A 17840-nucleotide genomic window follows, 5' to 3' on the forward strand; every position below is an offset into this window, starting at 1 on the left:
GACTCCTAGAAGGCGAAGACGTACATCAGGGCGATGTTGCAGGCCAGCAGCGGGATCGCGGTCGGGATCTGTGCCTTGATCGGACCGTACTGGTCCTTCATCTCGAGCAAGGCGGCCGGGACCAGGTTGAAGTTGGCGGCCATCGGCGTACACAGGGTGCCGCAGAAGCCGGCCAGCATGCCGATCGCGAACACGACCGCCGGAGTACCGTCGAACTGCTGCACCAGCAGCGGCCAGCCGACCGCGGCCGTCATCACCGGGAACGCGGCGAACGCGTTGCCCATGATGATCGTGAAGACCGCCATGCCGATGCAGTACAGCGCGACCGCGGCGATCAGCGAGCCCTTCGGCACCAAGTGATCGGTGATGCGGCCGACCGCCTGGCCGACGCCGGACGCGTTGAACAGCAGGCCGAGGGTAGCCAGCATCTGCGGCAGGATCGCGGCCCAGCCGATGTGCTCGAGCAACCGCCGGCCCTCGTGCAGCGGGACTGTCGGGGACTTCGGTTTGAGGATCACCATGCCGACCGCGAGGGCGAGCAACGAAGCGACCCCCAGACCGATGATGGTCGCGGATCCGTTCTGCAGCAGGAGTTGGCCGTCTCCCAGCTTCACCTTGGCCAGCCAGGCGCCGAAGATCGCCGCGACCACCGGGATCACCAGTGCCGGAAGGAAGAGCTTGTTGCCGAAACGGTCGGCGAAGCGGACCCGTTCGGCCGGTGTGGTGGTCTGCTCGAGACCGCGGCCCGGGAAGCCGGACCCGGCCAGGACCGCGAGGCCGATCACCGCGATACCGAGCAGCCAGGCCGGTGCCTGCTTGTTGACCACGAATGTGCCGTAGCCGAACGAGACACCGAGAATGCCCCAGAACGCCGCGCTGCCGATGCGCTTCGGGTTGCTGCGGTCGTTGACGACCTGCAGAGCGATCAGGACGAAGAACAGTCCGCAGAGCCAGTAGAACCACTCGACCTTGATCATCGGGTCACCTGCTCGTTGTCGGCCTTGGCCGCGGCGTGCAGCTTGTCGAGCTGGCGATCGAGCAGCAGGAGCCGGGTGCCGTGGATGAGCAGCGCGCAGATGCCGGTCGGGATCGCCCAGAGCGCGATGTCGATCGCCTCCAGGTGCAGCCCGTACGTCGCGTCCACGAAGCCGGTGATCAGCAGGATCGAGCCGATCGCGACGAAGATGTCCTCACCGAAGAACAGCCCGACCGTGTCGGCACTGGCGGAGAAGCCCTTGATCTTTTCCTGCAGTTTCTCCGGCAGCGGGCCGTAGCGTCGCTCCGCGGCACCGGCGGCCATCGGGGCGATCAACGGCCGGACCGCCTGGGCCGGGCCGCCGATACTGGTCAGGCCGAGCGCCGCCGTACCCTGCCGGATCAGCAGGTAGATGGCCAGCAGCCGGCCGGTGGTCATGACTTTCAGCTTGCCGATCAGCTTGCGGGCCTGCTGCTGCAGGCCGTAGCGCTCGATCAGCCCGATCACGGGCAGCGTGACGATGAAGACGGTGACGGACCGGCTGCCGGCGAAACCGTCGCCGAAGGCGTTCAGGATCTTGACCGGTGACAGGCCGCCGATCAGGCCGGCCACGATCCCGGCCGCGGTGACGACCAGCATCGAGTTCAGCCGCAGGGCGAACCCGATGACGACAACCGCGATAGCGAGCAGAACCCACATGGTTCCTCCCGGGGACGGAGAGCGCGATGTCGGCTACTGTAAGAGATTGTTGAACGATCCTGCAATGGATCATGGGAACAAGTTTCGGAAACGCCTCCGGCGGCGGCTGTTTCTACCCGCCTCCGGCGGGTCAGGTGATCGGCGAGCCGACTGCGGACGCGCGATAGGACACCGCCTTCGGCGGCGGCTGTTCTTTTGCGCCTGCGGCGGGTCGCCGAGCCGTGAGCCGCGCCCGGGAGATCGGCGAGTGGACTGTGGACAGGCGGTTGGGCACCGCCTTTGGCGGCGGTTGTTCTTTTGCGCCTGCGGCGGGTCGCCGAGCCGTGAGCCGCGCCCGGGTGATCGGCGAGTGGACTGTGGACCCGATCGGACACCGCCTTCGGCGGCGGCTGTCTCTTGCCGCCTGCGGCGGGTCGCCGACCGGTCAACCACGCCCAGGTGATCGGCGAGTGGACTGTGAACGCGCGGTTGGACACCGCCTTCGGCGGCGGCTGCGCCTCCGGCGGGTCGCCCAGCCATTGACCAGGTCAGGTCATCGGCGAACGGGCTGTGGACGTCTACGCGAAGCTGCTGCGCACGCGCCGAATGCAGGCCACTCCACCGGGACACTCGCCCCAGCGCCGGCGCCGGGGCGAGTTGTCGTAGAGAGTGACCAGGATGCGATCGGAGAACGGATGCTGGTTGGAGGCTGGTTAGCGAACCCAACGATCCAGCGGGAGAACTGCCAGATCTGGTTGAACCTGGGCGTAGGCCGCGGGTCCCGGTCCGGCGGGTGTGCGATCTAGGGGAGGCGCCAGTCGACGGGCGCCGCGCCCTGTTCGGCCAGCAGGGTGTTGACGCGGCTGAACGGGCGGGAGCCGAAGAAGCCTCGGTCGGCGGACATCGGGCTTGGGTGGGCGCTTTCGACGTACGGCGTACTGCCGAGCATCGGCTTCAAGGTCTGGGCGTCGCGGCCCCACAGGATCGCGACCAGTGGGCCGCCGCGCTTCACCAGCGCGTGGATTGCCTGCTCGGTGACGGTCTCCCAGCCCTTGCCACGATGTGCGCCGGACTTGCCGGGCTGCACGGTCAGCACTCTATTGAGCATCAGCACGCCCTGGTCCGCCCACGGGGTCAGGTCGCCGTTCGACGGAGCGGGTACGCCGACGTCCGCCATCAACTCGCGGTAGATGTTGGCCAGGCTGCGCGGGATCGGCCGGACGTCCGGCGCGACCGAGAAACTCAGGCCGACCGGGTGCCCCGGTGTCGGATACGGGTCCTGGCCGACGATCAGCACCTTCACCTGCTGCAACGGCCGCTGGAACGCGCGCAGCACGTTCTCACCCGCCGGCAGGTACGGCCGCCCGGCCGCGATCTCCGCCCGCAGGAACTCGCCCATCTTCGCGACCGTGTCCTCAACCGGCGCCAGCGCCTCGGCCCAGTCGGTAGCCACCAGATCCGTCAACGTCTTAGGACTCACCCGCCACAGTTTTGCAGCATCGACCGACTGCCAGCAATCAGGGCCGGAACAGCTCGACAGGGTCGCCCACCGGTTCGGTCTGTCCGGTCGACGGATTCACCCGGAAGTCGGTGCGTGGCATCTGGTCGTAGTCGAACGCCGCGAGCTGCAGTGACCCCGGCTCGCGGCCGGTTCGGCCGTAGGCATGCGCCAGCACTCGCTCGCGGAACTCGTCTTCGTCGAGCTCGGGCCCGCCATCCATCCGCACGGACCGGTGCGTTCCGAGGACGGTGCCGTCCTCGGTGTGAACCGCCAGACTCAGCTGCTGCGCCGGCGACTTCAGGTCGAACGCCGCGTCCGGTGTGAGGTCGTAGATGATCCCCACCGCCGAGGCCATGGTCGGACGGTTGGCGCTGCCGCCATTGCTGACCTGCAGCCAGAACGTCAGGAAGTTCGTCCTGAGGAAAACGGTGTTGTCCCGTCGCGTCGGGAACGAGATCCCGGCGATCGTCGTCATCGGGGTCTGCGGTGTGACGATGTACGCCTCGGCCCAACTCGGCTGGAAGCCGGAGAAGAACTCCGACGTCTGCGTCCGGTAGGCGCTCAGCAGGACGTTCGCGAAGACCTGCACCTCCGGGAAACCCGCGTCGACGTGGTCCCAAGAGGCCCCCGACGAGGCGGTCTTCGACAACGGACTAGTGAAAAAGATGCCCGACATAACAATGCCCCCCACGGTTGCCTGAGGCCCCCACGGCCCATCTCTCAGTAAGACACCACCCACCAACCGACGCAAGACCACCGATTCGTCTGAAGTTCGCGTGTCGCTCAACCCCACGACTTGCCAGGCACGGCCCGAAGAACCCGGGACCCTGCACGGGGTGCGCTTGACCGCTACCGTCGGTGGCCGTACGACACCACGCCCAGAGATCCCTCGTTTCAAAGGGATTCGAACAGAAGACGACCGTGACGAACTCCGCCGCACTGCAACCGCGGATGCAACGATACGGCGGCACTGCTGGGGTGCAGCGCACAGCCCTGCGAGCGGTCCATCGCATCGCCCGACGGCTGCAGACCCAGGTCCGGAGCACTGGGGCAGACCGGACCGTGCACCTGTCAACGACAGCATCAACCGCGGGCGGCCGGGTAGCCGACAGTTTGCGAGCACTACACCGCCGGCGCCGATCGCGGATCGCGAGTTCTGCTGCCTCGACCCGGCACCGTGTTGGCAAGTGCGCGCCAAGCCAACGGCCGTGCCTGGAGCGCAGCGAAGTGGAGTTGGAGGGAAGGCCGCGACAAACGACTCGACATCGTCCGGGCTCAGCGGTACGTCCCCGATGCGATCTCGGGCGCTGCCGCGATGTCTGCGACATGCCATTCGTGAGCGTGTCACTACCGAGGCTGGGCATGCGCTGTGGCTCAACGGACGCGTGACTGCAATCACAACTGCAACCGTTGGGCGATAGGTCGTGGTCCGTGGTTCACGGGATGGCGGCCGATCGTCTTGTTCTGTTGGCGTGTTGGTCACCAAAGCCGTTTGAAGCGGCTGGTACAAAGGACCCGGCCCCGCAAAGGTATGAGCTTGCGGGGCCTTTGCTATGGCTTGCGGACGGCTAGGGGGTGGCTAGGCGGCGGAGGGCGTTGGTGTAGCGGCGGGCGGCTTGGTGTTGGGCTTTGCGGGTGAGGGGGCCGCCTAGGCGGGTGTACCAGGTGGCGGGGCGGCTGTAGGCGCGGACGGTGAAGTGGATGCCGTCGGGTTCGCGGGTGATGACGAAGGACTCCTCGCCGGAGGCGGGATGGCCTTGCAGGGTGCCGTAGCCGAAGCCGATGCGGTCGGGTTCGTCGATGGTCCAGACCACGCGGCACGGGACCGGCAGACCGACAAGGCCCAGCGGGATCGCGGTGCGGAGGCGGCCGATCAGCATGCCGGCGCCGAGGCGGCCGAGGGTGTTCGTGCCGATGGTCGCGGGACTGTCGGTGGCTGTCATCGGCAGGCCGGCGGTGCGGTGCATCCGCCAGTTCAGCAAGGCTTCGCCGGCACGGCGGAACACCTCGTCGCCCTCACCGATCCGGGCCTTGTACTCCATCCGGTGGTAGCCGGGCGGCGTCTCGTCGTACCGGGTGGAGCCGACCACGTCGTACGAGAACCGCAGTCGGTCCAGGTCCTCGAGCTTCATCCGGGTCCTTCCGTCGTGCCGAGTCGTCGCCAGGCCAGCAATCCGCACAAGGCGAAGCCGGCCGCGTTCGCCAGCCCGTGGGTGGCGACCATCCATTCCAACGGTAGATAGGGCGTCGCGACCACGTGCCCCAAGGCCCAGCTCAACGCCAGAACCATAGTCGCGACGAGCACCGCGGCGGAGATGGTGAGCAGTACGGCGGTAGTCCGGTCGGCCTGCCGTGATCGCTGCCAGAGGTTCCACCCGACCAGCCACATCCCGGCGGTCAGGACGGCGGCTCCGGCGAGCTCGACCGGGTCGCCGAGGAAGAACCCGAGCAGCACGATGCCGGTGCCGAGCGGAACACTGATCGCCGCCGCGTCGCCGGCGGTCGTGCGCGGTCCGGCGACCAGGAAGGCGATCAGCGCGGCCGCGAACCCGGCGAAGTGGAAGTGGGCGACCGTGAGCGACAGGACGGTCAGATTGAAGCCGAACAGTTCGTACGACGATCGCTCGGCAACCAATGCGAGTGCGGCGATCGACGGGGTCGCGAGGGCGGTGTAGAGCGCGATCTCGCGGGGGCGCAAACGCTTGTGGTGCAGGAAGTCGCGGCCGGCGAGTGCGATCAGGACGAGGGTCCCGGCGAGGTAGATCGATGCCAACGTGATCGACGCCGGACCACGGGGAAGCCAGAGGGCGAGCACACCCGGTAGTGCGAAGAAGAACCACCAGCGTGGGCTTGTGGCTCGCAACGACCGCGAGGTGGGGGCGGGTCGGCCGGGCAGCGGGGCGAGCCGCCCAGGCGGCGTGAGCCAGCCGGGCAGCGTGAGCCGGCCGGGAAGTGTGAGCCGGCCGGCCAGCGTGAACCGGCCTGGAAGTGTGAGCCGGCTGGGAAGCGTGAGCCGCTCGGGCAGTGTGAGTCGCCCGGGCAGTGTGAGCCGCTCCGGCAGCAGGGTGAGCCCGAGCGGCACGATGACGAGCATGCCCAGGCTCACCACTGCATGGACGAGAGCGATCAACTGCTCTTCAGACCGCTGGTCTTGTCCTCCTTGAGCGCCTGGAAGAGCGCCTTGGCCTTGGCCGTGTCCCACTTGACCGACGAGCCCTTGTAGCTGGTGTCGGACACCGGGACCGTCAGGGTGACGCCGTCACTGCCCCCGGCGACCGCCTTCATCGCCAGCGCGAACTTGATCATGTCCATCGGGCCGCTGTCGTTGTCGATGGTCAGCGCGTCCGCGCTCGCCGTACCAAGCCTGAAGTAGCGGACCGGGTTGAGGAACGTCCACGGCGACACGGCCTTGTCGGCCACCGCGCCGATCATCTCGCGCTGCCGCTGCACCCGGCCGAGGTCGCCGAGCGGGTCGGACTTGCGGGCGCGGACGTAGCCGAGCGCGTTGGTGCCGTTCAGCTTCTGGCAGCCGGCCGGCAGGTCGATGTGCGCGTCCTTGTCTTTCATTGCCTTAGGCAAGCACATCTCCACGCCGCCGACACCGTCGATGATCCCGGCGAACCCGCCGAAGCCGATCTCGACGTAGTTGTCCACCCGCAGACCGGTCACGCCTTCGACCGTCTCGACCAGCAGCCTCGGCCCGCCGAACGCGAACGCGGCGTTGATCTTGTTGTGGCCGTGTCCGGGGATCGGCACGTAACTGTCCCGGGGCAGGCTGATCAGCGCGGTCGGCCCGGACTCGGGGACGTGCAGCAGCATGATCGTGTCCGTGCGCCGCCCCTCCGCACTGCCGGTGCCCAGCTTGGCGCGCTCGGCCCGGCTGAGGCCCTCGCGGCTGTCGGAGCCGACCAGCAGGTACGTCGTACCGGGCGTCTCGGCCGGGCGCTCACCCGACGGCATCGCGTCGACCTTGTCGATCCGTCCCCACGCGTACAGCGGTACGCAGATCAGCATGAGGATGAACAGCAGGACGATCAGTCCGACGGTCCGGCCGAACCAGTTGCGCCGCTTCTTCGGCTTGGCCGGCGGCCGGTTCACGTATCGCGGGTCGATGGGCTGCGGTTGACTCATACCCACGACCGTATCGGGGTCCGGCGTCACGCACGTCACCCCAGTGAACGGTTCTACCGGTCGGAAAGTCGGTTCCGCCTCCTTCAGAAGGAGGAAATCCGGCCGGAAATCGAACCAGACCGCCGGAACGCGCGTGGTGACTGGCCGACACGCGCGGTGAACAACCGGGTGAAGTACGCCGGATCGTCGTACCCGACCCGCCGTGCGATCGCTCCCACGGACAGGTCCTCCTCCGCGAGCAGAGCCTTGGCTGTGTTGAGTCTTGTGGTCAAGACCAGTTCCTGCGGTGTGGAGCCGGTTGTATGACGCACTGCCTCGCGCAACTCACTGACACTGAGTCCAAGCTCCGCGGCATAGTCCTGAATGCTCAGCGCCCTGCACGCGAGCCCAGCCAGCTGAGCGGCCACATCGTCATCAGGTGGTGGTGCAGCCTGGGCGATGAGATCGAACAATGCAGCAACAGTCTGTACGGCGTTGCGCGTCGTGCTGACGCGTAGCAGCCGGGTGAATGCTCGGTCGATGGGTCGGGGATCGGAGTACCGCCGTACTGGCTGGCTGGGGTCGAGCTGGCCCAGTGTGGTGAGTGCTGCTGTAGCTGGACCGCTGAAGAGTGTCCAGGCCGAGCGCCAGCGGGTGGTGGGTCGATAGCCGTGCAGGATGCCCGGGTAGAGCCAGAGCATGGCCGGCCCTCGTACCTCGAACAGTTGGCGGTCAGGGCCGTGCAACAGGTGGCCGCGACCCTCCTTGAGCCAGACGAGGGCGTGGCAGCCGAGGGCACGCTCCGGAGCCGGTCCGCGAGGGTTCTCCTGCTCGCCTGCGCCGAGGCAGAAGAGTCCAAGTTCGCGCTCAGGATCACTGGGTGTCAGATAGATCGACCAGTTCGGCACGTGACAAGAGTCCAAGAAGTGGGGCGTCGGTGTCCATTCCGGTGTGCGGCCGGTCGCGGGTGGAATGGGTGATGTGCTGATATCGAATGGGTATGTGCTCGACGAATCCCCACGGCGGCTCGGTGAACTGAGCGTCGTACCGGAGCAGGAACGTGCGGACCTTCCCCGACTGCGGGAACGGCTTCGGCAGGACGGGTACTTGTACCTGACCGGGCTGCTGGATCCCGCGGTGGTGCTGGGGTTTCGGCAGTACTACTTCGGGTTGACCGGATCGGCGACCGATCGGGCGTCGTACCGGAAGGTGCTGTTCGACCAGATTGTGCCGGGACCGGAGTACGGCGCCTTCTGTGCGCAGCCGGCCATCAAGGGGTGGTTCGAGTGGTTCCTGGGCGGTGAGCCGTTCCTGCACAAGCGGAAGATCATCCGGCAGATCGCACCGGGTGAGGACGGGATCGGTACGGCGACGCAGGCCCACTACGACCTGGTGTACCTCAGGGAGGGCAGTGACCAGGTCCTGTCCGCGTGGATCCCGCTCGGCGACTGCCCGGTCGCCAGCGGCGGGCTCGCGTACCTCGAAGGCAGTCACCACCGGGTGCTCGAGGAGGAGGCCGCGGGACGGCTCAAGCGCCCGGCTGCGTCGATGACCGCGGACCTGCCCGGACTCGCCGACGAGTACGACGCCCGCTGGCTGGTCACCGACTACTCGGCCGGGGACGTGGTCATCCACACCGCGCACACGATCCACGCAGCCCTGGACAATGTCTCCGACGACATCCGGCTGTCCACCGACATCCGCTACCAGCGGTCCGACGAGGCCATCGACGGGCGGTGGCAGAACCACTGGCACGACCAGGACTCTCTGTGATCGCTCAACGACGACCGTGCGGCCGGCAAAGTTCCCGCGACGGCGGGGTTGACCGGAATGCGGGCGCTTCTCGCTAACGACAATCATTTCGGTTAAGGTGCTGGCGATCGACCGGGCGGCGGCTGAGGTGCGGCCCGGCGGGACGAGTCTGAGGAGAGCCGTGAATCGCAACGAGCTGGTGGCCGGCGTGGCGCAGAAGGCAGGCATTCCGCGGAACCAGGCCGAGAAGGTCCTCGACGCCCTGGGCGACGTCGTCACCGAGGCCGTACACAAGGGCGACAAGGTGTCGCTGACCGGGCTGCTGAGCATCGAGCGGGTGATGCGCGCGCCGCGCACCGGCCGCAATCCGCAGACCGGCGAGCCGCTCTCCATCCCGGCCGGCTACTCCGTCCGCCTGTCGTGCGGCAGCCGTCTGAAGGCTGCCGCACGTGGAGATCTCCGAACCGTCTCCTGACGCTGTCAGCGCCGCACAGCGGTCACCCAGTACGGCGTGGTGGGCGTCGGCGGCGTGTTGAACCGCGCATTGGGCAGGTAGAGACGCTTACCGAAGGCGGCAACGGTTGTCGGTACGTCGAAGGTCGGGCTGGTGATCTCACGGACCAGTGAGCCCTTGGTCCCGGTGCTGTTGAGTTTCACCACCGCGACCTTGTTGAGCTGGTTCTGCACGACGTACAGGGTCCGGCCGATCGTCAGCAGGCCGTCGCCGTTCGTCATCAGGGCGTCGAGCGCGACTCGCTTGGTCACACCGGTCCACGGGTTCACCTTGAAGAGCAGACCCGTCGACGACTGCACGATGATCAGCGCACGACGGTCCGGTGTCAGGGTGATGCCGTTGGCGTTGAAGCCTGGCTGGTGCACGTAGTCGCCGGTCAACGGGATCGTGCGGACGGCGGACTGCGCGGGCAGCTTGCCGTGACGACCGAGCGGCAGCTTGTAGATGACCGCCTTCTGCGAGTCGGTGAACCACGCGGCGCTCTTGCCCAGCACCACATCGTTGACGAACGTCGCCGCATCCGCTGCCAGTTGGTACGTCGCCAGGATCCTGCCGGTGCGGCTGTCGACCACCCGGGCGTTCCCGGCGGGTCCGCCCGCGACGAACAGTCGGCCGCGGTGATCGATCTTCAGCCCGACGGACGGCGTACCAGGCCCCTGGCTGATCACCTTGCCCTTGCCGGTGCGCAGGCTGGCGGCGTAGATGTCGCCATCGGCCAGCGAGCCGAAGTACGCCGTACTGCCCTTGATCGCGATGCCTTCGGGCCGGAACCCGTTCGGCAGGTCGATCCGGGTCGGGAAGACCGGCTTCGTGGTGGTGCCGGACGTGGTGGCCTCGGACGTGGTGGCCGCCGACGCCGGCGTACCGACCACGCCGAGGATCAGTGCAGACAGGCCGAGTGCGGCCGTGATGCTACGGATGGACATGAGTGTTTCCTCCCCTGGAGAATTTTCACCGTAGGACAGCCCAGCCGCACTCGGAATGGTTCAGCGTTTGACCGCAGTGACCCAGTACGGCGTGGTCGGAGTGGGCGGCGTGGTGAACCGGGCGTTCGGCAGGTACAGGCGCGACCCGAAGGCCGCCGCCGTGGTCGGTACGTCGAAGTCCGGGCTGGTGATGTTGTCGACCAGGTGACCTCTGGTGCCCGACGGGTCGAGCTTGAGCACTGCGATGTTGTTCAGCCGGTTCTGGACGACGTACAGGGTGGTGCCGATGACCAGCAGGCCGTCGCCGTTCGTCATCACGATGTCGCCGATGTCGATGCGCTTGGTGACGCCGGTGCGCGGGTCGACCCGGAACAGGAAGCCGGTGGACGACTGGACGATGATCAGGGCGCGGCCGTCCGGGGTGAGTGCGATGCCGTTGGCGTTGGTGACACCCGCGACGTGCTGGTAGTCGCCGCTGTACGCGATGGTCTTGACCGCGGACTGCGCCGGCAGCTTGCCGTGGCGGCCGAGCGGGACCTGGTAGAACACGGGCTTCTGCGAGTCGGTGAACCAGGCCGCGTCCTTGCTCAAGATCACGTCGTTCACGAACGTCGGAGCGGTCGCGAAGGTGTAGCTGGCGAGCACCTCGCCGGTGCGAGTGTCGATGACACGGCCGTTGCCACCGGCCGCACCGGCCACGAACAGCCGGCCCCGGTTGTCCACCTTCATCCCGAGCGATCCGGTGCCCGGTCCCTGGCTGATCACCTCGCCCTCACCGGTCTTCAGGTCGGCGGCATAGATGTCGCCGTCGAGTCTCGAGCCGAAGAACGCCGTACCGCGGTCGATCGCGATCCCTTCCGGCTGGAATCCGGCCGGCAACTCGATCCGGGTGGGGAACTTCGTCGGGTGTGCGGATGCCGAGGTGCTGACGAGGCCGAGCATCAGCGCGGGGACGCTGAGTACGGCGGTGAGCCGACGGACAAGGCGTGGCATGGGCGGGACCTCCTGATCCGATGTCTTTATCCGGAAGAACGGCATGGGCCTGTGGATAGTTCAAAGCCGCTGTGCCGGTCACCGGGTACTGTCGCTGGCAGCAAGATCACGCACTGAACGAGTAGGGGCAGGGATGACAGCAGGGATCGATATTTCGGGTCTGTCCGACGCCGTCCGGCCGCAGGACGACCTGTATCAGCACGCGAACGGGCCGTGGCTGGAACAGCACGAGATCCCGGCGGACAAGGCCATCTACGGCGCCTTCCACGCGCTGTCGGACACCGCCGAGCAGGACGTTCGCGCCATCGTCGAGAAGACGGTCGCCGCCGGTCATCCGGAGGGCAGCGAGGCGCGCAAGGTCGCCGACCTGTTCAGCAGCTTCATGGACGAGGAGACGATCGAGCGGCTCGGCGCCGAGCCGATCGCCGACCAGCTCGCCCTGGTCCGCGGGATCTCCGATGTCGGCGACCTGGTCGCGGCCCTCGGCACGCTCGAACTGCAAGGTGTGTCCAGCGTGTTCCACACCTGGATCGACGCCGACGCGAAGAAGTCCGACGAGTACATCGTCTACTTCATGCAGGGCGGGATCAGCCTGCCGGACGAGGCCTACTACCGCGAGGACACCTTCGCCGAGATCCGTACGGCGTACGTCGCGCACGTCAGCCGGATGCTCGAGCTGGCCGGACTGCCCGACGCGGCCGGAGCCGCCGAGCGGATCCTGGAGCTGGAGACGCGGATCGCGGCCGGGCACTGGGACCGGGTCAAGGATCGCGACGTCACGCTGACCTACAACAAGCTCGACCGGGCCGGGCTCGACGAGCTGACCCCCGGGTTCGACTGGTCGCGGTGGCTCGAGGGCGCCGGCGTACCGGCGAGTGCGATCGAGCAGGTCGTCGTCCGCGAGCCGGACTTCTTCACCGCGGCCGCGGGGGCGCTGCAGGAGGTCGAGCTCGACCGGTGGAAGGAATGGCTGAGCTGGCGGATCGTGCACGACGCGGCGCCGCTGCTGAGCAAGGTCTTCGTAGACGAGAACTTCGCCTTCTACGGCAAGACGCTGACCGGTGCGCCCGAGCTGCGCGAGCGGTGGAAGCGCGGTGTCGGTGTGGTCGAGTCGGCGCTCGGTGAGGCGCTCGGCAAGCTGTACGTCGCCGAGCACTTCCCGCCGGCCGCGAAGGCCCGGATGGTCGAGCTCGTCGCCAACCTGGTCGAGGCGTACCGGCAGCGGATCGACGCGCTCGACTGGATGGGGCCCGACACCCGGCAACGCGCGCTCGACAAGCTCGCCGCGTTCGTGCCGAAGATCGGCTACCCGGACAAGTGGAAGGACTACAGCGCGCTCGAGACCGATCCGGCCGACCTGTTCGGCAACGTGCGCCGGTCGGTCGCGGTGGAGACCGCGCGGGAGCTGGCCAAGCTCGGCCAGCCGGTGGACCGGGCCGAGTGGAAGATGACGCCGCAGACGGTCAACGCGTACTACAACCCGCGGATGAACGAGATCGTCTTCCCGGCGGGCATCCTGAAGCCGCCGTTCTTCGAGCTCGACGCCGACGACGCGGTCAACTACGGCGCGATCGGCGCGGTGATCGGGCACGAGATCGGGCACGGCTTCGACGACCAGGGCTCCCGTTACGACGGTGACGGCAACATCAACGACTGGTGGACCGACGACGACCGGGCCGCCTTCGAGCAGCGCACCGACAAGCTGGTCGCGCAGTACGAGGTGCTCGAACCGGCCGAGACGCCGGGGCAGCACGTGAACGGCAAACTCACCCTGGGCGAGAACATTGGCGACCTGGGCGGCCTGTCGATCGCGTACGTGGCCTATCAGCTCTCGCTGGACGGCGCCGAGCCGCCGGTGATCGACGGGCTGACCGGGAGCCAGCGGTTCTTCCTGTCCTGGGCGACCGCATGGTCCACCAAGACCCGCCCGGAAGAGGCGGCCCGGCGACTGGCGATCGACCCGCACTCACCCCCGGAGTTCCGCTGCAACGCGGTGGTGAAGAACATCGACGAGTTCCACCAATCCTTCGCCACCACCACCTCCGACGGCATGTGGCTCGCCCCCGAGGACCGCGTCCGCATCTGGTAAACCTGCGGAAGGGGCGCACGAGGTGTGCGCCCCTTCCGCAGTGATGTGTTAGGAAGCCATCCAGTTCTGTAGGCCCTCGATGTCGCGGGGCATGGCGGCGGAGAGGTTTTCGGCGCCGGATTCGGTGATCAGGATGTCGTCCTCGATGCGGATGCCGATGCCGCGGAGGTCCTCCGGGACGGTCAGGTCGTCGGACTGGAAGTAGAGGCCCGGCTCGACCGTGAGCACGTAGCCGGTCTGCAGGTCGCCCTTGCGGTACTTCTCCTCGCGCGCGGCCGAGCAGTCGTGCACGTCGAGGCCGAGCATGTGGCTGACGCCGTGCAGGGTGTAGCGCTGGTAGAGCATGCTCTCCGGGTCGAGTGCCTCCTCGGCCGACACCGGCAGCAGGTCCATCGCGTCGAGGCCGTGCACGATGACCTCCATCGCGGCCTCGTGCGCGGTCCGGAACGTGACACCCGGCTTGAGCGAGTCGATGCCGGCGTTCTGCGCGTCGAGCACCAGCTGGTACAGGTCGCGCTGACGCGGGGTGAACTCGCCGCTGACCGGCAGCGTGCGGGTGATGTCCGCGGTGTAGAGCTGGCGGTTCTCCACGCCCATGTCCAGCAGCATCAGGGTGCCGTCGACGACCGCGCCGTCGTTCTCGATCCAGTGCAGCGTGGTCGCGTGCGGTCCGGCCGCGGCGATCGACGTGTACCCGACATCGTTGCCTTCGGCCCGGGCCCGGCGCCAGAACGTGCCCTCGATCCAGCGTTCGCCGTACTCGCGGACCTTGTCCATCTCCGCGAGCACGTCGGAGAAGCCGCGGTGCGTGATCGCGACCGCGTTCCGCAGCTGCTCGATCTCGAACGGGTCCTTGACCAGCCGAAGCTCGGACAGTGTCGCGGCCAGCTCCCGGTCCCGGTCGGTGTCCGTCTTCGCGCCGCTCAGCAGGGTGGAGATCGACGTGTGCTCACCCCGCCGTACCCGGGTCGGTACGTCGCCCTTGAGCGCGTCCGCGAGCCGGTCGACGTGCCGGGTCTCGAGGCCGAACTCCTTGGCGGTCTCGGTCAGCGACGGACGCCGGCCGGCCCACAGTTCGCCGTACATCCGGTCGCGCCAGAACTCCTCGCCCTCGCTGCGGTCGGAGCGCGGGCGGAAGTACAGCACCGAGTCGTGGCCGCTGGTGCCGTTCGGCTCCAGCACCAGGACCGCGTCGGAGGTCTGGTCACCGGCCAGCCAGACGTAGTCGGTGTGCGGGCGGAAGACGAAGTCGGTGTCGTTCGACCGGACCTTGTACGTGCCGGCCGGGATCACCAGCCGCTCGCCGGGGAACGCCTGCGACAGCGCGTCCCGCCGCTTCGCCGCCCACTCCCCGACGTCGCTGAGCGTCACGTCCTGTCGCTCGGAGTCCGCCCAGCCCGAGTTCATGAACGCCCGGAGCTTCGGGTTCGGCTCGTTGTCGTGCGAGGCGGTCTTCGGCGCGGCGGCCGCCTCGGTGGCGGCAGCGGTGGCTCCGGCGGTGGCCCCGGCGGCGGTCTCGACGGTCTCGGCTGCGGTGCTCTCGGTCGTGTCGGTCATCGTCGACCAGTCCTCATCTCGGCGCGCGGGCTGTGCGGTAGCCATCAGGTGATGGCTAGGTGTGCAGTTGGTCGCCGCGGCGCGTGCCGCTGTCGGGCAGCGCCTCGGCGGGGTCCGAGCCGATGCGGGTGATCGCATTGTGCTCGTCCACGAAGACTACGCTCGGCTCGAACACCTTCGCCTCCGCGGTGTCGAACATCCCGTACGCGATCAGGATGACCAGGTCGCCCGGATGGATCAGATGCGCCGCCGCCCCGTTGATCCCGACCACCCCGGACCCGCGCGGCCCCTCGATCAGGTACGTCGACAGCCGGTTGCCGTTGGTGATGTCGACGATGTCCACCTTCTCACCGGGCAACAGATCCGCCGCGTCCATCAGCTCCGCATCCAGCGTGCAGGACCCCACGTAGTCCAGATCCGCCTGCGTCACTGTCGCCCGGTGCACCTTCGCCCGCATCATTTCTCTCAGCACAGGATCATCTCGCTCCACATGCGCGCCATGATCCAGCCCAACTGCCGTGCCGTCAGTAACCACCATCACCCAACCGGTTCAGCTGACCAGCTCCTTCTTGCGGCGGTCGGGGCTGGGTGGGAGGTGCCGGCGGAGGGAGTCGCCTTCCACGTCGACGTTCGGGAGGAGGCGGTCGAGCCAGCGGGGGAGATACCAGGCGGAGCGGCCCAACAACGCCATGACGGCTGGGACGAGGGTCATCCGGACGACGAAGGCGTCGATGGCGACCGCGAGGGCGAGGCCGAAGCCCATCTCGCGGATCAGGGTCTGGCTGGACAGGATGAAGCCGGAGAAGACGGCCGTCATGATGACCGCGGCGGCGGTGACGACGCGGGCGCCGTGGGCGAACCCGTCGACGACGGCCGCGCGCGGTTCGGCGCCGTGGACGTGTTCCTCCCGCATCCGGGTGACCAGGAAGATCTGGTAGTCCATCGCGAGGCCGAAGACCACGCCGATCAGGAAGATCGGCAGCATGCTGATCACCGGCCCGGTCTGGCCCTCGATCCCGAAGAGCCCGGCCAGCCAGCCCCACTGGAACACCGCGACCACCGCACCGAACGTCGCCGCGACCGTGAGCAGGAAGCCGAGGGTCGCCTTCAGCGGTACCAGCACCGACCGGAACACCAGCATCAGCAGCAGGAACGCGAGTCCGACCACCAGCGCGAGGTAGGGCACCAGTGCGTCGCGGAGCTTGTCCGAGAAGTCGATGCTGATCGCGGTCGCGCCGGTGACGGCCACCTCGGTGTTGTCGTTCTCCGGCAACGACCGGATCGCCTGGACCAGGTCGGCCGTCTGCGTCGTCCCCGGGCCACTGGCCGGGATGACCGTCAGCAACGCCGTGTCGCCGGCTGGGTTGAACGTCGGCGGCGCAACCATCGTCACGTCCGGCAGCCCGCGTACGGCGGTCGCCGTGGCAGCGGCCGCGGTCCGCGGATCGGCGGACCCGCCCGCGTTGACGACCACCATCAGCGGACCGTTGAACCCCGGACCGAAGCCCTCGGAGAGCAGGTCGTACGCCTTGCGCTGGGTGGAGTCGGGGGCCGCGGTGCTGTCGTCGGGCAGCCCGAGTTCGAGGTCGGTCGCCGGGATGGCCAGCGCACCGAGGCCGATCACCGTCACCAGCAGCACCGCTACCGGCCGGCGGGTGACGAACTGTCCCCAGCGGCGCCCGGCGGACCTGCGCCCACTCGCCTCGGGATCGCCGGCCCGCAGACCCGGGATCCGGCCGCCGAGGACCCGCCGACCGGCGAAGCCCAGCAGCGCGGGCAGCAGCGAGAGCGCGATCGCAACGGCGAGTACGACGGTGAACGCCGCGGCCAGCCCCATCTGGGTGAGGAACGGGATGTTGACGACGAACAACCCGGCCAGCGCGATCACCACGGTCAGCCCGGCGAACACCACCGCGGACCCGGCCGTGCCGACCGCGCGACCGGCCGCCTCCTCGGGTTCCTGGCCCGTACTCAGTTCATGCCGGTAACGCGACATGATGAACAACGCGTAGTCGATCGACACCGCCAGCCCGATCATCAACGCCAGGATCGGCGTCCCGGACCCGATGTCCATGAAACCGGTCGCGGCGGTGATCGCGGTGACCCCGATCCCGATCCCGATGATTGCCGACAGCAACGGTAGGCCGGCGGCGATCAGCGAGCCGAAGGTGATCAGCAGCACGACCGCGGCGACGCCGATACCGATCACCTCGGTCAGGCTCTGCTCGTCCTGCACCTGCATGGCGTCACCGCCGTACTCGACCGTGAGGCCGGCCGCGCGCGCCGGTTCGACCGCGGTGGCCACCGCCTCCTGCGCCTCGGGCGTCACCTCCTGGGCGCTGACGTCGTACGTGACCTGGGCGTAGCCGGTGCGGCCGTCGGCGGAGATCGCCTTGGCGGTAAAGGGATCCAGGACTCTGGCCACCTGCGGAGAGTCGGTGATCCGATCCAGGGTCTGGCGCACCTGCGCGGCGTTGGCCGTGTCCGTGAGCGTCTGGCCGTCGGGCGCCTGGAAGACGATCCGGGCCGTTCCCGCGTCGGCACCGGCCTGCGGGAACCGCTCACCGAGCAGGTCGGCCGCGCGCTGCGACTCGGTCCCCGGGATCGAGAAGGCGTCGGATGTCGGGCCGGAGAGTGTGGCCGCACCGGCGACACCCGTGGCCAGCAGACCAAGCCATACCAGCACCACCAGCCGGCGCCGGCGGAATGCGAACCGGCCGAGCCGGTAGAGGAAGGTAGCCATG

The 17840-nt window shown here is 68.1% G+C and carries 16 protein-coding genes; 3 read left to right on the plus strand and 13 right to left on the minus strand.

Annotation, left to right across the window (positions count from 1 at the left end; genetic code table 11):
* Positions 1-5: 5 nt before the first annotated feature.
* The 8 genes from ACGFIF_RS12225 to ACGFIF_RS12260 form a co-directional block, all read right to left on the minus strand.
* Complete coding sequence (locus ACGFIF_RS12225; protein WP_393154295.1) at positions 6-977, minus strand: DUF979 domain-containing protein; 972 nt, start codon at positions 975-977, stop codon at positions 6-8.
* Entirely contained in the window at positions 974-1675 is a 702-nt protein-coding gene (locus ACGFIF_RS12230; protein ID WP_393154296.1) for a DUF969 domain-containing protein, read from the minus strand. Before ACGFIF_RS12230 ends, ACGFIF_RS12225 begins: the two co-directional genes overlap by 4 nt.
* Before the next feature lie 781 nt (positions 1676-2456).
* On the minus strand, positions 2457-3134 hold the full coding sequence (locus ACGFIF_RS12235) for a uracil-DNA glycosylase (protein ID WP_393154297.1): 678 nt from the start codon (positions 3132-3134) through the stop codon (positions 2457-2459).
* Between the two features lie 37 nt (positions 3135-3171).
* Positions 3172-3804, minus strand: coding sequence for a hypothetical protein (locus ACGFIF_RS12240; RefSeq protein ID WP_393154298.1), 633 nt, complete (start codon positions 3802-3804; stop codon positions 3172-3174).
* A gap of 919 nt (positions 3805-4723) precedes the next feature.
* Positions 4724-5287: a DUF1990 family protein gene (locus tag ACGFIF_RS12245; RefSeq protein ID WP_393154299.1), complete on the minus strand. Its 564-nt coding sequence runs from the start codon at positions 5285-5287 to the stop codon at positions 4724-4726.
* Positions 5284-6249, minus strand: a complete 966-nt coding sequence (locus ACGFIF_RS12250) for a YndJ family protein (RefSeq protein ID WP_393154300.1) — start codon at positions 6247-6249, stop codon at positions 5284-5286. Before ACGFIF_RS12250 ends, ACGFIF_RS12245 begins: the two co-directional genes overlap by 4 nt.
* A gap of 32 nt (positions 6250-6281) precedes the next feature.
* Complete coding sequence (locus ACGFIF_RS12255; protein WP_393154301.1) at positions 6282-7286, minus strand: LCP family protein; 1005 nt, start codon at positions 7284-7286, stop codon at positions 6282-6284.
* 83 nt (positions 7287-7369) lie between these two features.
* Positions 7370-8173, minus strand: a complete 804-nt coding sequence (locus ACGFIF_RS12260; RefSeq protein ID WP_393154302.1) for a helix-turn-helix domain-containing protein — start codon at positions 8171-8173, stop codon at positions 7370-7372.
* A gap of 94 nt (positions 8174-8267) precedes the next feature.
* On the opposite strand from ACGFIF_RS12260, the gene ACGFIF_RS12265 reads away from it, so the two are divergent.
* Both ACGFIF_RS12265 and ACGFIF_RS12270 read left to right on the plus strand, forming a co-directional pair.
* Complete coding sequence (locus ACGFIF_RS12265) at positions 8268-9038, plus strand: phytanoyl-CoA dioxygenase family protein (RefSeq protein ID WP_393154303.1); 771 nt, start codon at positions 8268-8270, stop codon at positions 9036-9038.
* 160 nt (positions 9039-9198) lie between these two features.
* The gene (locus tag ACGFIF_RS12270) at positions 9199-9492 is read left to right on the plus strand and encodes an HU family DNA-binding protein (RefSeq protein ID WP_171678838.1); all 294 of its coding nucleotides are present in this window, start codon (positions 9199-9201) and stop codon (positions 9490-9492) included.
* 5 nt (positions 9493-9497) lie between these two features.
* Here the strand turns inward: ACGFIF_RS12270 and ACGFIF_RS12275 are convergent, their stop codons facing one another.
* Together ACGFIF_RS12275 and ACGFIF_RS12280 are read right to left on the minus strand one after the other, a co-directional pair.
* The gene (locus ACGFIF_RS12275) at positions 9498-10457 is read right to left on the minus strand and encodes an SMP-30/gluconolactonase/LRE family protein (RefSeq protein WP_393154304.1); all 960 of its coding nucleotides are present in this window, start codon (positions 10455-10457) and stop codon (positions 9498-9500) included.
* A gap of 60 nt (positions 10458-10517) precedes the next feature.
* On the minus strand, positions 10518-11450 hold the full coding sequence (locus ACGFIF_RS12280) for an SMP-30/gluconolactonase/LRE family protein (RefSeq protein WP_393154305.1): 933 nt from the start codon (positions 11448-11450) through the stop codon (positions 10518-10520).
* 133 nt (positions 11451-11583) lie between these two features.
* Between ACGFIF_RS12280 and ACGFIF_RS12285 the strand changes: the two genes are divergently transcribed.
* Positions 11584-13539 (plus strand): M13 family metallopeptidase, encoded by a 1956-nt coding sequence (locus ACGFIF_RS12285; RefSeq protein WP_393154306.1) that lies wholly within the window; start codon positions 11584-11586, stop codon positions 13537-13539.
* 48 nt (positions 13540-13587) lie between these two features.
* On the opposite strand, the gene ACGFIF_RS12290 is transcribed toward ACGFIF_RS12285, so the two are convergent.
* From ACGFIF_RS12290 to ACGFIF_RS12300, 3 genes are all read right to left on the minus strand, one after another.
* Positions 13588-15096 (minus strand): aminopeptidase P family protein, encoded by a 1509-nt coding sequence (locus tag ACGFIF_RS12290; RefSeq protein WP_393154307.1) that lies wholly within the window; start codon positions 15094-15096, stop codon positions 13588-13590.
* Between the two features lie 55 nt (positions 15097-15151).
* Entirely contained in the window at positions 15152-15568 is a 417-nt protein-coding gene (gene panD, locus ACGFIF_RS12295) for an aspartate 1-decarboxylase (protein ID WP_393154308.1), read from the minus strand.
* A gap of 78 nt (positions 15569-15646) precedes the next feature.
* Complete coding sequence (locus tag ACGFIF_RS12300) at positions 15647-17839, minus strand: MMPL family transporter (protein WP_393154309.1); 2193 nt, start codon at positions 17837-17839, stop codon at positions 15647-15649.
* Position 17840: the final 1 nt, after the last annotated feature.

This window comes from Kribbella sp. NPDC049174 (assembly GCF_043197365.1).
Classification (GTDB): Bacteria; Actinomycetota; Actinomycetes; order Propionibacteriales; family Kribbellaceae; genus Kribbella.